Here is a 15,104-nt window from a genome sequence, read left to right on the forward strand (position 1 = left end):
CAGATACGAAAATACGTACCCTAGTTTTTAATATCCCTATATCTATATGTAATAATTCTTCGGTTCGATACAACTGCTATGCATTTTCATCACCACTAGTATACCATTATCTGCCACATAAAGAAACACACCCCAAAAGCGAATAGTCGGCAGCGCAATTCGTAGACAAAAAAATAAAACGCCAAGCAAAAGCTTGGCGTTTATTATGTGATCTTCTAGAAGAACAGCAGCGGAGCAATGATGAGAGAGATAGTACCAGCAACTTTAATCAGCGGGTTCATGGCAGGACCTGAAGTGTCCTTGAACGGGTCGCCAACAGTGTCGCCGATAACAGCGGCAGCGTGGGTAGGAGTACCTTTACCGCCGTATTTACCAGTCTCAATCCATTTTTTCGCATTGTCCCAAGCGCCACCGGCGTTGGACATGAACAGAGCTAAGAGTACACCGGCAGCAGTTGCACCGGCTAAGAAACCAGCAAGAGCTTTGGCACCAAGTACGAAACCTACAAGAATCGGTGAGCCTACGGCAAAAATACCGGGCAGCATCATTTCACGGATAGCAGCTTTGGTGCTGATGTCTACGCAGCTAGCATAGTCAGGACGGCCAGTGCCTTCCATGATGCCAGGAATTTCACGGAACTGACGGCGAACTTCGCCGATCATTTCAAAAGCAGCTTTACCAACGGCTTCCATAGTGAAGGCACATACCAGGAACGGCAGAGTTGCACCAAGGAAGATACCGATGATTACGCCTGGTTCGGTCAGGTTAATAACCAGATGGCCATTTACTAACAGACCGGACAGTTTAGGATTCTTAGCAATTTCTTCACCGAAAGCGGTAAAGAGAGCAAGTGCGGTAAGAGCTGCCGAACCGATTGCAAAACCTTTAGCGATAGCAGCAGTAGTGTTACCAACAGCGTCAAGTTTGTCAGTGGTTTTACGGATTTCTGGACCAAGTTCGGCCATTTCGGCAATACCACCGGCATTGTCGGCAACAGGACCAAAGGAGTCAACAGCAACAACCATACCGGCTGTACACAGCATGCCCATGGCCGCCATGGCGATACCATAGATACCGGCTGAAGAGTAAGCAACCCAGATAGCAACAGCAAATACGATCATTGGTAAAGCGGTACTTCTTAAACCGCAGGCAATACCGGCAATAACGTTAGTGGCCGGGCCTGTTTGGGAAGCGTCAGCAATATGCTGGGTAGGAGGTTTATTACTAGAAGTATAGTACTCGGTAATAGCGCCAACAAGAACGTTAACCGCCAGACCGCAAATAACAGCAATGGTAATTCCCATAGCTTTTGCCGGGAACATCATGCTGGCAAAACCATAGGTAGCAACTGCAACAAGGATGTTGGTGCCCCAAATACCTCTGTTCAGAGCGGCTTGCGGATCACCATCTTCACTGGTTCTAACTAAGAAGGTGCTGACAATAGAAGCGAAGATACCGGCTGCGCCGATTACCAGCGGGAACAGTACACCGTTGATATCGCCTTTGAATACGGTTTGACCAATCAGCATAGCCGCGATAGCGGTAGCCGCATAGGATTCAAACAAATCAGCGCCCATACCCGCGGTGTCACCTACGTTGTCACCAACGTTGTCGGCAATAACCGCCGGGTTACGGGGATCGTCCTCAGGAATACCTGCTTCGACTTTACCTACCAAGTCAGCGCCTACGTCAGCAGCTTTGGTAAAGATACCGCCGCCAACACGGGCAAAGAAAGCAATGGCGCTGGCGCCAAAGGCAAAGCTGTTAATAACAACAGGGTCTCTGAAGATTATGTACAGACTGGAAACACCTAAAAGACCAAGACCGGCAACCGACATACCCATTACCGCTCCGGCGCGGAAAGAAACGTTCAGAGCTTTGTTCAAGCTATGACGGGCAGCTTCCGTAGTACGGGCATTCGACTTAGTAGTCGATGTCATACCAACATAACCGGCAATGGCTGAACAAACAGCACCAACTAAGAAAGATACGGCCAGTTTATAGCCGTCAACAAAGAACAATATAAAGAAGATAACGATGGTAAACGGAATAAGAGTTTTGTACTGACGGTTAAGGAAGGCCATTGCCCCCTCAAAAATCGCCTGGGATATGTCCTGCATTTTTTGATTACCAGGGTTTTCCTTTAGAACACTGGTCATCAAATAGGCAGCGAAAGCCAGCGCCACAATACCTGCTATTGGCGCGAAATACAATAAATCCATGATTCCTTTTTCCTCCTTTGAGCTTAAAACCTTAAAAATACCTCAATATGCCGGAAAACCGGCAATTGAGGTTAGCAAACCTACTGCATCAATTTTACCAAAGCCATGGTGACAACGCCAAACAACGCAGCAATGATAATTGTTGCCTTTGCCAGTAATTGATCAAGCCCCTTAGCCTTGCCACCGAATAAAGATTCGGCGCCGCCGCCAATTGAGCCCGACAAACCGGCACTTTTGCCTGACTGCAACACTACTGCTAAAATTAACGCAATAGAAAGCACTGCCTCTAAAATCATCAGTCCTGTTACCACTTTCATAACACCCCCCACGACTGATCCATATCCTTGTTGTAATACAATGCCAAGGCATAACAATATTCTATCATACTTAAATGACACTTGACAATTATTTAGTCAACAAATTCACGATTTACTCTACATATTTTTCCCTTTTTTAAAAAAATTTAAACAGCCGCACGCACGGCTGTTTAAATCTCACTACTCTACGCCTACCGGGGAGGGTTTTACCGGTTCGGGATGATCCACATAGCTATTCACATTTACCACATGCGTGTTAAGCCGGCTGGTGCAGCCAAACTTACCTTCCTGCTGCGGAACGACTTCGAGGTTGGAGCTGCCACAATGTTCACAGACCTTAGTATTACTCATACATTCCAGCAAGTCATCTTCGCACTCGTACAGGTAGCCACAGTCACTGCATTTCAGAAAAAATCCCTTCGGCATTTAGTTCACCTCCTTCCGGCGCGAACTTATCTTAAGTTATAAAATACTTTGCGGCCGCGATATTGCGCTAAATCTCCTAATATTTCTTCAATACGGAGCAGTTGGTTGTATTTGGCAACACGGTCAGTACGGGCAGGAGCACCTGTTTTGATTTGTCCGGCGTTAACTGCAACAGCGATATCGGCAATGGTTGCGTCTTCGGTTTCACCGGAACGGTGAGAAATAACACAAGTATAGCCAGCGCGTTTGGCCATTTCAATGGTATCAAAGGTTTCGGTCAGAGTACCGATTTGGTTAACTTTTACTAAGATGGAGTTTGCCGTTCTGGTTTCAATACCTTTGCTCAAGCGTTCAACATTGGTTACGAATAAATCGTCGCCTACCAGTTGAATTTTACCGCCCAGGCGATCGGTAAGCAATTTCCAGCCATCCCAATCGTCTTCAGACATGCCGTCTTCAATCGAAATGATTGGATATTTGTCAACTAGTTGACTATAGTATTCCACCATTTCAGCAGAAGTTTTCACAACACCTTCGCCTTCAAGATGGTATTTTCCGTCTTTGAATAATTCGGTAGCTGCCACGTCAAGACCAAGCATAACTTGTTCACCCGGTTTGTAACCGGCTTTTTCGATAGCTTCAATGATAATTTTTAAAGCTTCTTCATTGGAAGCCAGATTCGGAGCAAAACCGCCTTCGTCGCCGACAGCAGTTGCCAAATTGCGGCTGCCAAGTACTTTTTTGAGGTTATGGTAAATTTCGGAACCCATTCTCAGCGCTTCGGCAAAGCTTTCGGCGCCAACAGGCAAGATCATAAATTCCTGAATGTCTACGTTGTTATCCGCATGTTTGCCGCCGTTAAGTATGTTCATCATCGGAACAGGCAGTTCTTTGGCATTAGCGCCGCCAAGATATTGGTATAGGGTAAGGCCGGAAGAAGCTGCCGCCGCTTTAGCAACGGCCATAGAAACGCCAAGAATAGCATTAGCGCCTAATTTACCTTTGTTCGGGGTACCGTCAAGCTCGAGCATGGCTTGGTCAATACCGATTTGGTCAAGAGCGTCCATACCGACTATTTCCGGGGTAATAATTTCGTTTACATTTTCAACGGCTTTAAGTACGCCTTTCCCCATGTAACGGTCCTTGTCACCATCCCGCAGTTCAACAGCTTCATAAGCGCCGGTCGAAGCACCGGATGGAACGGCAGCGCGGCCCATTGTGCCGTCTTCTAATAATACGTCAACTTCGACAGTAGGGTTACCGCGGGAATCCATAATTTCTCTGGCTAAAATATCAACGATAGTTGTGCACATATGTTTTCCTCCTATTTATTTATGATCAAAGTCTTTCCAGTCATTTCTGCAGGCTGAGGAATACCGGCCAAATCTAAAATTGTTGGCGTAATGTCGGCCAGTGCACCGGGGCGCAGCTTGGCGCCCCGGTGGGCTTCTGATACCAAAATAAGGGGAACAGGGTTGGTAGTGTGCGCGGTAAAGGGTTCCCCTGTTTCCGGGTTGCGCATGACTTCAGCGTTACCGTGGTCGGCAGTAATCAACGTAATTCCGCCCCTGTCACGCATAGCATTGACTACCCGGCCAACACATTTATCTACTGTAGCTACCGCAATAACAGCGGCTTCCATTACGCCGGTATGACCTACCATGTCACAGTTGGCAAAGTTGAGTATGATAAAGTCATATTTGCCTGACTTGATAGCTTCAACTACTTTATCAGTTACTTCCACAGCGCTCATATCCGGCTTTAAGTCATAAGTAGCCACTTTGGGCGAAGGGATTAAGAGGCGATCCTCGCCCGGAAACGGCGCTTCTTCGCCACCGTTGAAAAAGTAAGTTACGTGGGCATATTTCTCAGTTTCAGCGATCCGCAGCTGGGTATAACCCGCCTTGCTGACTATCTCGCCCAGCGTATTGACGGGACGCGTAGGCGGAAACGCTACCGGTACGGGTAAGGTTTCATCATATTGGGTCATTGCAGCAAAGAAGAGTGGGAATTTACCATCTTTCCGTGCAAAGCCGTCAAAATCATCAACTGTCAGCGACCGCGTAATCTCGCGGGCTCGGTCAGGACGGAAATTGAAGAAAATAACGCCGTCATTTGGCTTCATACCACTATAGCCTGTTCCTTCAACAAGAGTTGGCTCAACAAACTCGTCGGTCTTCCCTTCCTGATAGGAAGCTTCAACAGCAGCAACAGCATTAACTGCCTTCTTGCCCTGACAATCGACCAGGGCGTCGTAGGCTTTGGCAACCCGATCCCAGCGTTTGTCTCTGTCCATAGCATAGTAACGTCCGGCAACTGTGGCAATCTTACCTACGCCTATTTCTGCGATTTTAGCCTCAAGTTCTTTGATGTAAGTAACAGCGCTGGTAGGCGGTACATCCCGTCCGTCCAGGAATGCATGAACATATACTTTTTTTAGGCCAGAGCGTTTGGCTAATTCAATGAGGGCGTACAGATGAGTAATATGACTATGCACGCCGCCATCTGATACAAGCCCCATCAAATGAAGCGTACCGTCTGACGCTTTAGTTTGTTCACATACTGAGGAAAGTACCGGATTGCTAAAGAAATCGCCATCCTTTATCGATTTGGTTATGCGGGTAAGTTCCTGATAAATCGTGCGGCCTGCCCCAATATTAAGGTGACCTACCTCAGAGTTACCCATCTGTCCTTCAGGCAAGCCGACAGCTTCACCTGAACATACCAACGCAGTTGTTGGATAGAGTTCATTTAACAAGGTAATATGTGGTGTGTCAGCTTGTGCAATAGCGTTAAATTCATCGTCGACGCGGCCATTACCCCAACCGTCCATAATTATTAGAGCAATAGGAGAAGAAAGTTTTGACACAGGGCATTCTCCTTACTTAAACATTACTAATTTACTAAATGACGCGGCTTCCAGACTGGCTCCGCCAACTAATGCACCGTCAATATCCGGCTTCGCCATCAATTCGGCTATATTGTCAGGCTTAACGCTGCCACCATATTGAATGCGAACTTTGTCCGCAGCTTCCTGGCCAAACATACCGGCTACAGTACGTCGGATAAAGGCGCATACAGAGTTGGCATCCTCAGAGGAAGCGGTACGGCCGGTGCCTATAGCCCAAACAGGCTCATAGGCAATAACAAGGTCAGCTACTTGCCCGGCGGTTAAACCTTCCAGACCACCTTTTACCTGGACGCCAACAACTTTTTCCGTATCGTTGGCCTCCCTTTCGGCAAGGGTTTCACCGACACATACGATAGCAGTAAGACCGGCTTTAATTGCCGCTTTCACTTTTTTATTTACGGTTTCGTCTGTTTCCGCGAAATATTGGCGACGCTCGGAATGGCCGATAACAACATGGGTGCAGCCAATGTCTTTGAGCATGCCGGGAGCAACCTCACCAGTAAAGGCGCCTTTGTCTTCCCAATGCATGTTTTGCGCTCCCAAACCAATATTGGTTCCAGCTACAGCAGTTGCGACCGAAGCTAATGCTGTAAATGGCGGACATACCACGATTTCTACGTCCTGTACAGCCTTGGTGAGAGCATTGAGTTGCTCAACAAGGGTAACGCCTTCTCCGGCTGTTTTATGCATTTTCCAGTTGCCTGCAATAATAGGCTTACGCATATTCTCCACCCCTAACCCAAATTTACTTATCTGCCAAAGCAGCAATGCCTGGCAATTCTTTACCTTCTAAAAACTCCAATGACGCTCCGCCGCCTGTAGAGATGTGGGTAATTTGGGCGGCAAGGTTGAGTTTTTCCAAAGCAGCTACTGAGTCGCCGCCACCAACAATACTCTTAGCACCGGAGGCAGCTACCGCCTTGGCTACCGCTTCCGTACCAACAGCAAACGCGTCGAATTCAAACACGCCCATCGGGCCGTTCCAAACAACGGTCTTCATGCCGTTTAAGGCGGCGGAATAGTTAGCGGCAGTAGCCGGTCCGATATCCAAAGCCATCCATTCTGCCGGGATTTGGTCAATGGGAACTGTTTTGCGTTCAGCATCAGCTGCAAACTTGTCGGCTACTACAACATCTTCAGGTAGCAACAGGTTAACACCTTTGGCTTTAGCTGTTTCCAAAAGTTGCTTGGCCAAATCAAATTTATCGGCTTCCACCAGGGACTTACCAAATTGATAGCCTTGCGCGGCCAGGAAGGTGTTGGCCATGCCGCCACCGATAATAAGGGTATCTACCTTATTCAGCAGGTTTTCAATTACGCCGATTTTATCAGAAACTTTAGCGCCGCCGATAATTGCTGCAAACGGGCGAACCGGATTGGTAACGGCCTGACCTAAGAACAGCAATTCTTTGTCCATGAGGAAACCGGGGACTGCAGGTATGTATTTAGTTATGCCATGCACGGATGCATGCGCACGGTGCGAGACGCCAAAAGCATCATTTACCAGTATCTCTGCCAATCCGGCAAGTTGTTTGGCAAACTCAGGATCATTTTTCTCTTCTTCCGCGTGGAAACGCAGGTTTTCCAGCAAGAGAATCTGTCCGGGCTGCAATTCGGCTGCCATTTTGCTGGCTTCAGCACCAACACAATCAGGAGCAAACTTTACTTCGCGGCCAATCATTTGCGAGAGTTTTTCAGCAACAGGTTTTAAGGAAAACTCAGGCGCAACTTTGCCTTTGGGACGGCCTAAATGGCTGGCAAGGATAACAGCTGCATTTTTTGACAATAAAAATTCGAGAGTAGGAATGGTAGCCCGGATACGGGTATCGTCGGTAATATTACCTGCTTTGTCCATAGGCACGTTGTAGTCAACACGGACAAAGACTTTTTTATTGGATACCGAGATGTCGTTCAAACTCTTTTTATTCATGCACATTCCTCCAGTTAACAGGTTAGGCATAGAGGAAGCAATCCCGAACACTGTTCAAGATTGCTTCCTATGTAAAAAACTACAGACTAGAAACTACAGGCCTTTGCCGATAATGAAGCTGATGAGGTCAACAACGCGGTTGGAATAACCCCACTCGTTATCATACCAGGAAACGACTTTAACGAGGTTATCGCCGACCATCATGGTTGACAATCCATCAACAATGGATGAATGAGCATCGCCGTTGTAGTCTTTGGATACAAGCGGTTCTTCGGAGAAGGCCATGATGCCTTTGAGGTCGCCATTAGCAGCTTCTTTCAATGCGGCATTAACAGCTTCGGCAGTAGCAGGCTTTTCCAATTGAGCGACCAGGTCGGTGATAGATACGTTAGGAGTAGGTACGCGAAGAGCAAAACCGTTCAGTTTGCCTTTGAGTTCCGGCAGAACCAGAGCTACGGCTTTAGCAGCGCCGGTAGTAGTCGGGATGATGGACATAGCGGCTGCACGAGCGCGGCGAAGGTCTTTATGAGGCAGATCAAGAATGTTTTGGTCGTTGGTGTAAGCATGAACGGTTGTCATTAAGCCGGATTTGATACCGAATTTATCCTGCAGAACTTTAGCGAAAGGAGCTAAGCAGTTCGTGGTGCAGGAAGCGTTGGAAATAACATGATGATTAGCAGGATCGTATTTGTCCTGGTTTACACCCATAACAATGGTGATATCTTCGTTTTTTGCCGGAGCAGAGATAATAACTTTTTTAGCGCCTGCTTTAATATGAGCCATAGCTTTGTCTTTCTCGGTGAAACGGCCTGTTGATTCAACAACAATGTCCACACCCAGGTCTTTCCAGGGAAGGCTTGCAGGATCTTTTTCAGCAAGTACTTTAACTACTTTGCCGTTAACTTGGATACCGCCGTCAACGGCTTTAACTTCAGCGTCCAAAGTGCCATGCACTGAATCATATTTTAAAAGATGAGCAAGGGTTTTAGCGTCAGTTAAGTCATTTACAGCTACCACTTCAAACTTAGGATTGTTAATAGCTACCCGGAAAACATTCCGTCCAATACGGCCAAAACCGTTAATACCAACTTTAATAGTCATAATAAAACTCCCCCTAAATATTATTTATTAGTAACTGAATAGCCTTAGCCGCGGCTTCGTCGGTTACAAGCACATCTTGTCTGCCTGTCCCGGCAACTGCCAAAATTGCTTTCGCTTTGGCACTACCACCCGCCACGGCAATAACCGTGCCGATCTCAGCCAAGTCATCCAGTCGCAAACCTATACTGCTTGTAACATATACCACTTTTCCTGGAAGAGCACAATATTGCCCCAGCGCCTCACCTACTGCCCCACGGCGTTCGATTTCGGCAATTGTCTCTGCCGGAACCCCTCGCCTTTCAGCCATTTCTACAGCTTCACCAATACCATGCACCAGAATGTTAGCATGTCTAATGGCATCAGCCACAGTCCTGAGATGTGCATCTCCGGCTAAAATGGCTTCCAGTGTTTCTTCACTCACACCATCAGGAATATGCAGCAGTCGGTAACGTCCGCCAAGTTTGCCGGCGATAACAGCGGCAATTGTATTGGCTTGATATTCAACAATTTCACCAAGACCGCCGCGCGCAGGCACTACTGTAGTTGACGGCATGCTGAAGCTTATGGCTTCAGCTACTTTGGCCATGGTAGAACCGCCACTTACGGCAACAGTCATATTATCTCCCAAATGCTGGTTTAGTACTCCTGCGGCAGCCCGCCCCAATTCACGGCGCACTGCGCTATCGGCTTCACTATCTCCGGGGATGATAATGACCTGCTTTAAATTGAGTTTCTCGACTAATTCTGTTTCCAGCGTAACCAAGCCATGCAAGAGGCGGATATATTCGGCTAAATCGCCCAACATAGCTTGCCCTTCCGCCGTTACCGTCATGCCCAATTGCGAAAACTCAACAAGTCCGGCGGTCTTCAGCCAGTCTACCTGAGCTCTGACCACCCGTTCCCCCATATCCAGCATCATCGCCAAAGCTCTGCGGCCAACAGGCTGAGTATGCTGAATATGCCTGAGGAGATTGTACCTTGCTTCAATAACTTGTGTTAATTCAGGCGCAATCTTGCGCTGTAGCTGAATAATTTTTTCCACTGCACATCCCCTTCGGGTCGTATTGAGTCCCACTTGAACATATTATGTCCCACGAAGGTAATATTACTTCGCTTTCATTTAATTGTCTTCGCTACTCATAGAGAAAATCCTGCCTGTTTTAGCGAATTTGGGAAACTTTATTATCTGGCATTCGTTTCGCCCTTGTAAACAATTCCCCGCACGGCATCGACAGTAACTGCTGTGCCGTCAGGCAGCCGGTCTGTCGCTCCATCAGCGCCAACAATAACAGGAATACCATAACTGATACCAACAATAGCAGCATGGGAGGTAAGTCCGCCTTCTTCAGCCACGATAGCCGCAGCCCTGGCTGCATAAGATGCTGATTCTTCGTCTACTGCTTTTACTACCAAAACATCACCAGACTGAAATTTTGCTGCCAACTCTTTCAATGACTTAGCCACACACACTTTTCCTGTTGTTGCCGCTTGGCCAATCCCGGTTCCCCGCAGCATAATATCACCGACGACATGTACGCGGATTAGATTAGTAGTTCCCGCTGTACCTGTAGGTACGCCAGCAGTAATAACCACCAAATCACCTTCTTTTACAATATCGGTTGACAAAGCGCTAGTAACGGCGTTATTTACCATTTCATCTGTACTTTGCGATCTCGGAGCTAGCGCAGGATACACACCCCAGTATAATAATGAGCGACGCAGTGTTTTTTCATAAGGAGTAGCAGCCAAAATAGCTGACTTAGGACGATACTTGGAAACCATTCTCGCGGCATAACCGGTATTAGTCGAAGTCAAAATTGCAGATGCTCCCAGCACATGAGCTACCTGGACACTGGCATGGCTGATCGCCTCGGTAGTGGACTTCTCCTGGCCGATGCCTTTGGCCAGCAGAATTTGCTCATATCGTAGAGACTGTTCGGTACGCATAGCCACTCTTGCCATCGTTTGGACAGCTTCTACCGGATACTGTCCGGAAGCCGTTTCACCACTTAGCATAATAGCATCAGAGCCATCTAAAATGGCATTGGCAACATCGCTGGCTTCAGCACGGGTCGGTCGTGGATTTGTCGACATAGATTCCAGCATCTGCGTAGCAGTAATTACCGGTTTGCCCAGTTTATTACACTTTTCGATAATTTGCTTTTGTACCAAAGGCACTTCTTCTACCGGTATTTCTACCCCCAGGTCGCCTCTGGCTACCATTACTCCGTCAGTAACTTTAAGAATTTCGTCAAGCCGCATAACGCCTTCGGCATTTTCAATCTTGGCGATAATGTGGATATCGTCGTGGGCGCCTGCTTCTTCCAGCAATTTACGGATGTCTAAAATGTCACTGGCACGTTGGACAAAGGACGCTGCAATAAAGTCAATGCCTTGCGCTATACCAAACTTGATATCGGCAATGTCTTGCTCTGATAGTATGGGTAATTTTACATAGACACCGGGAACAGCAACCCGCTTACGATCGGAAATAGATCCACTGTTCTGAACAATTGTCACAATATCCCGGCCGTTTAATTCCTTAACTACCAGACTGATAAGACCATCGGAAAGAAGAATTACATGCCCGGGCGACAATTCTGTATGCAGCAGCTTATGGTTGACCGAAACGATCTGGTTATCGCCTGATACCTCCCGGGTAGTTAAGGTAAAGGTCTGGCCTTTTTCCAAATAGGTTTTGCCTTCTGCAAATAATCCCAGCCGCATTTCCGGCCCCTTGTTATCAAGCATCAGAGCAACCGGTATATTTGTGTTCTGTGAAGCTTCCCGTACTCTAGCCATACGCTTGGCGTGCTCTTCATGCGTCCCATGGGAAAAATTAAATCTGGCTATATTCATACCGGCCTGCAGCATCTGTTCTAAAACTCCTGGTTTGTCAGTACTTGGGCCAACTGTACAGATCATTTTCGTCTTTTTTTTCATTGAACTCCTCCTTTATTATGTGTAAGTTTTATTAGTTGATTTAAGTTACCAAACACGCTTTTCGGGTCTTTTTTTGTCCCACAAGTGCATATTTTGTCCCGCCCTAGCGCTTTTTTCAATTCGCTGTTTTTAATAAGAATCCTGCATAAAAATCCCATGTGATTTATTTCTTTTTCTCAACCTAGCTACCAGCCACTTTTCTAACTACGTCATAAGCTTGATCTTTAGTCATAGTAAAACCGTTTATTCCGGCTTTGGCAAGCAACGTCTTTCCTTGATGATCCGTATCGTTAATACCAAGAAAAGACTGACGTAATTTTTCTGAAAGGTCACTCGGCATTCCTGGCCGTACGGCAATGGCATCTTTGGGGATTGGCTCGGTCTCAGCCAAAACAACCAGCTTCTCCACCGGCAGGCCCTTGGTTCTGGCCGTTGCAATGGCTTCTGAGTAGGTTGCGCCGGCATCCACTATCCCTTCCAGCACACTTTCTATAACCCGGTTGTGACTGCCTGAAAACACAGTTTCGCCAAAAAACATTTCCGGTTTCTTACCGCGCTGCATCAGTAAAGCGCGCGGATAAATATATCCTGAAGCAGATTGTTTATCAACAAAGGCAAATTTCTTTCCTTTGAGTGCATCGAGAGTTGATAACCCTTTGTCTTTGGAACTAATGATAAGTCCGGTATAAGAAGCACTGTTATTGACAATAGGGGTAACCAGCGGATTAATTGCGCCTGTCTTTTTAGCCGAGACATAGGCAAAAGGCGAAAACCAGCCGACATCTACCGTGCCATGAAGCATAGCACGGCCAAGGGCATCATAATCCGACACAATGATTACCCTGGCATGCAAACCGATCCGTTTCGCGGCAGCTTCCAGGATAGGAACGTAGGCTTCGCGGATAATCTGCGGTGCGGTAAACGGATTTACCCCAAAAACAATTTCCTCAGACGTTTTAAACAAAACCGCTACTTCCTGCAATTTGTCAGCTACAGCAGTAATAGCCCGGGCGTGGCCAAAGACATGTTCCAGTTTTTCCTGCTGTTGGCCGATATTTGCCTGCATAACCTGAGTACTCTCTGCTATTTCTACCGTTGCCGCCCCGATGACACCCACCGATGTGGCCATTTGCTCGGTAGTTAGATTCTGGGTTTCCGACAATTGACATAATCGTTCGACGGTATTGCCGATTTGAGTTATGGTATCAACGATTGCTTGCATCGACTGGGTCGAGGTGCGCGTTATACTCTCTATACCAGCCAGCTTATCACGGCCTGTCAGCATAGTTGCCGTAACTTGCTTAGTCTGACTGGTGATATCGCCGACAACAGAGTTAACCTCTTGCGTTATTTCCGCGCTCTCTCCTGCCAGTTTCCTTACTTCCTGCGCAACAACCGCAAAACCCCGTCCGTGTTCGCCAGCCCGTGCGGCTTCAATAGCCGCGTTCAGGGCGAGCAAATTGGTCTGACTGGCAATACCTTGTATTTTGCTGGTAAATTCGCTAATGCGCCGCGAGGCAGCGTTCAGATTTTCCACTGAACGCGCCGCCCCTTCGACAACCTGAGCCACATCCATCATAGTATGAGTTACTTTAACAAATTCTTGCTGACTGTTAACGGCCAGTTCCAGCGAAGCCATACATTGGGCAAGAACTTCTCTAGACGAGTTGGATACAACGCCGGCAGCGGCTGCGGTTTCTTCTATTCCTGCAGCAGTCTCTTGGGTACTACTGGCATTACCTTCCGTTTCCCTGGCAACCGTCGCTGACAGCTTGCTCAGTTTTTTTAAGGCCGCTTTACTCTGTTCCATCTCCCAAACTAACTGCTGCGATATAAAAGCTAAATCTCCTGCCATGCCAAACATATCAATAGTATCTGTACTTATCCCCATTTTATGTTCAACTGCAAGGGATGCCGCTTTGCCTTGGTTTTCCCCGGAATTTTGTTCGGTTGAACCCAAAATGTTAGTTGCAAGTTTTGCCATCCAACTGCGTCTTTGCTCCATACGTACCTCTCCTTCTTGACGTATGTTCCCTATTTGTTTCCGTAGGCCGCGCGTACCAGGGAAATCGGGTGAACTGTCTTAACCCCGGCGCCATGACCAATCTGCTGCCGGCAGGTACCGCACTCTGACAATACGGTTTTTATACCACTGGCTTTAATAGTCTCAAACAAGTTACTGCCAATAGCCATAGCAATATCATATTTGTCTTCTTTAAAACCATAGTTACCCGAGATGCCACAGCAGCCGGCATCGGCGTCGATCACTTCAATCCCCGGCAGCATGCGCAAAAGCTCCAGACTGGGTTTACCAATCCCCTGAACCCGTAAATGGCAAGGTGCGTGATACATGAACTTGCCGTTTTGCTTAACAAAATTGGTGTTGAGATTGCCCTCATCGTAAAGTTCAAGTAAAAACTCTGCAATATCGTAGATACGGGAGGCAACTTGTTCTACACCCTCAATTTCAAAGAGTTCCTGATACTCTTGTTTTAGCATGAGGCCGCAGCTGGTACAAGCCGTTATAATAGGGTAGCCCATTTGCACATACTTTTCTAAAATGCCGATATTCTTCCTGGCATTAGCTTCCGCTTCGTCCATATAGCCGTTAACTACCAACGGGGAACTACAGCATACTAAATCCTCCGGCACAATAACTTCAAAATCATTGGCCTGCAATACAGCCACTACATCAAGGCCAACTTCCGGCTGATTGTAATTAACAAAACAACCGGGGTAAAATATTGCTTTATTGGCGGACGGTTTTTGTTTAATCCGCTTAAACTGCTTGCTAAAAGTTTCTGACGCATACTCCGGCAATGGAGCTTTATCTGAAACGCCCAAGCCTTTGAGGACAGCCCGGCTGATAAAATTATTCATGCCCAGATTAGCAAGCCCCGGTGTCAGGCTGGCCATTTTGGCCATCTGTTCTCCATGAGACAATATCCAATCCCGGAATGGTTGTTTGTGAGTCTTATAGTATTTGGCTCTCGCCTTCATATTTAAGGTAGAGATGGGAACCTGAGACGGGCAGCTGATATCACAGTTTTTGCAATTAGAACAATATTGCAAAGCAGCATCATATTCGTCTTCCAGTAAACGAAACCGCTCGCCAGCCGGACCGGCCAGTTTAGGTCCCCGGAATTCCCGCACAGCCTGGGTAACCGGGCAGTGAACCACGCAGGAAGTACAGGTGGTACAGCTATCTGGATTTTCGTGATGTTTTTTCATGTGTTTTCTCTCCATCTAAATAT

Annotated in this window: 12 protein-coding genes; all 12 read right to left on the reverse strand. The window is 47.2% G+C overall.

Features of this window, described 5'->3' with window-relative positions:
* Positions 1-215: 215 nt before the first annotated feature.
* Complete coding sequence (locus SRRS_RS19410; RefSeq protein WP_371362847.1) at positions 216-2,222, reverse strand: sodium-translocating pyrophosphatase; 2,007 nt, start codon at positions 2,220-2,222, stop codon at positions 216-218.
* An 80-nt stretch (positions 2,223-2,302) separates the two neighbouring features.
* The gene (secG, locus tag SRRS_RS19415; protein ID WP_371362849.1) at positions 2,303-2,539 is read right to left on the reverse strand and encodes a preprotein translocase subunit SecG; all 237 of its coding nucleotides are present in this window, start codon (positions 2,537-2,539) and stop codon (positions 2,303-2,305) included.
* A gap of 180 nt (positions 2,540-2,719) precedes the next feature.
* Positions 2,720-2,965 (reverse strand): hypothetical protein, encoded by a 246-nt coding sequence (locus SRRS_RS19420; protein WP_371362850.1) that lies wholly within the window; start codon positions 2,963-2,965, stop codon positions 2,720-2,722.
* Positions 2,966-2,991: 26 nt separating this feature from the next.
* The gene (gene eno / locus SRRS_RS19425) at positions 2,992-4,278 is read right to left on the reverse strand and encodes a phosphopyruvate hydratase (protein ID WP_371362852.1); all 1,287 of its coding nucleotides are present in this window, start codon (positions 4,276-4,278) and stop codon (positions 2,992-2,994) included.
* 11 nt (positions 4,279-4,289) lie between these two features.
* The gene (gpmI, locus tag SRRS_RS19430) at positions 4,290-5,834 is read right to left on the reverse strand and encodes a 2,3-bisphosphoglycerate-independent phosphoglycerate mutase (RefSeq protein WP_371362854.1); all 1,545 of its coding nucleotides are present in this window, start codon (positions 5,832-5,834) and stop codon (positions 4,290-4,292) included.
* 12 nt (positions 5,835-5,846) lie between these two features.
* Entirely contained in the window at positions 5,847-6,599 is a 753-nt protein-coding gene (tpiA, locus tag SRRS_RS19435) for a triose-phosphate isomerase (RefSeq protein ID WP_371362855.1), read from the reverse strand.
* A 22-nt stretch (positions 6,600-6,621) separates the two neighbouring features.
* Complete coding sequence (gene pgk / locus SRRS_RS19440; RefSeq protein ID WP_371362856.1) at positions 6,622-7,806, reverse strand: phosphoglycerate kinase; 1,185 nt, start codon at positions 7,804-7,806, stop codon at positions 6,622-6,624.
* 93 nt (positions 7,807-7,899) lie between these two features.
* A complete protein-coding gene (gene gap / locus SRRS_RS19445; protein WP_371362858.1) occupies positions 7,900-8,907 on the reverse strand; it encodes a type I glyceraldehyde-3-phosphate dehydrogenase in 1,008 nt (335 codons plus the stop codon).
* A gap of 13 nt (positions 8,908-8,920) precedes the next feature.
* Positions 8,921-9,949, reverse strand: coding sequence for a sugar-binding transcriptional regulator (locus SRRS_RS19450; protein WP_371362859.1), 1,029 nt, complete (start codon positions 9,947-9,949; stop codon positions 8,921-8,923).
* A 140-nt stretch (positions 9,950-10,089) separates the two neighbouring features.
* Positions 10,090-11,850: a pyruvate kinase gene (pyk, locus tag SRRS_RS19455; RefSeq protein ID WP_371362861.1), complete on the reverse strand. Its 1,761-nt coding sequence runs from the start codon at positions 11,848-11,850 to the stop codon at positions 10,090-10,092.
* A 181-nt stretch (positions 11,851-12,031) separates the two neighbouring features.
* Complete coding sequence (phnD, locus tag SRRS_RS19460) at positions 12,032-13,855, reverse strand: phosphate/phosphite/phosphonate ABC transporter substrate-binding protein (RefSeq protein ID WP_371362862.1); 1,824 nt, start codon at positions 13,853-13,855, stop codon at positions 12,032-12,034.
* A 29-nt stretch (positions 13,856-13,884) separates the two neighbouring features.
* Entirely contained in the window at positions 13,885-15,081 is a 1,197-nt protein-coding gene (locus tag SRRS_RS19465) for an anaerobic glycerol-3-phosphate dehydrogenase subunit C (RefSeq protein WP_371362863.1), read from the reverse strand.
* Positions 15,082-15,104 lie beyond the last annotated feature (23 nt).

This window comes from Sporomusa rhizae, from assembly GCF_041428845.1.
Lineage (GTDB): Bacteria > Bacillota > Negativicutes > Sporomusales > Sporomusaceae > Sporomusa > Sporomusa rhizae.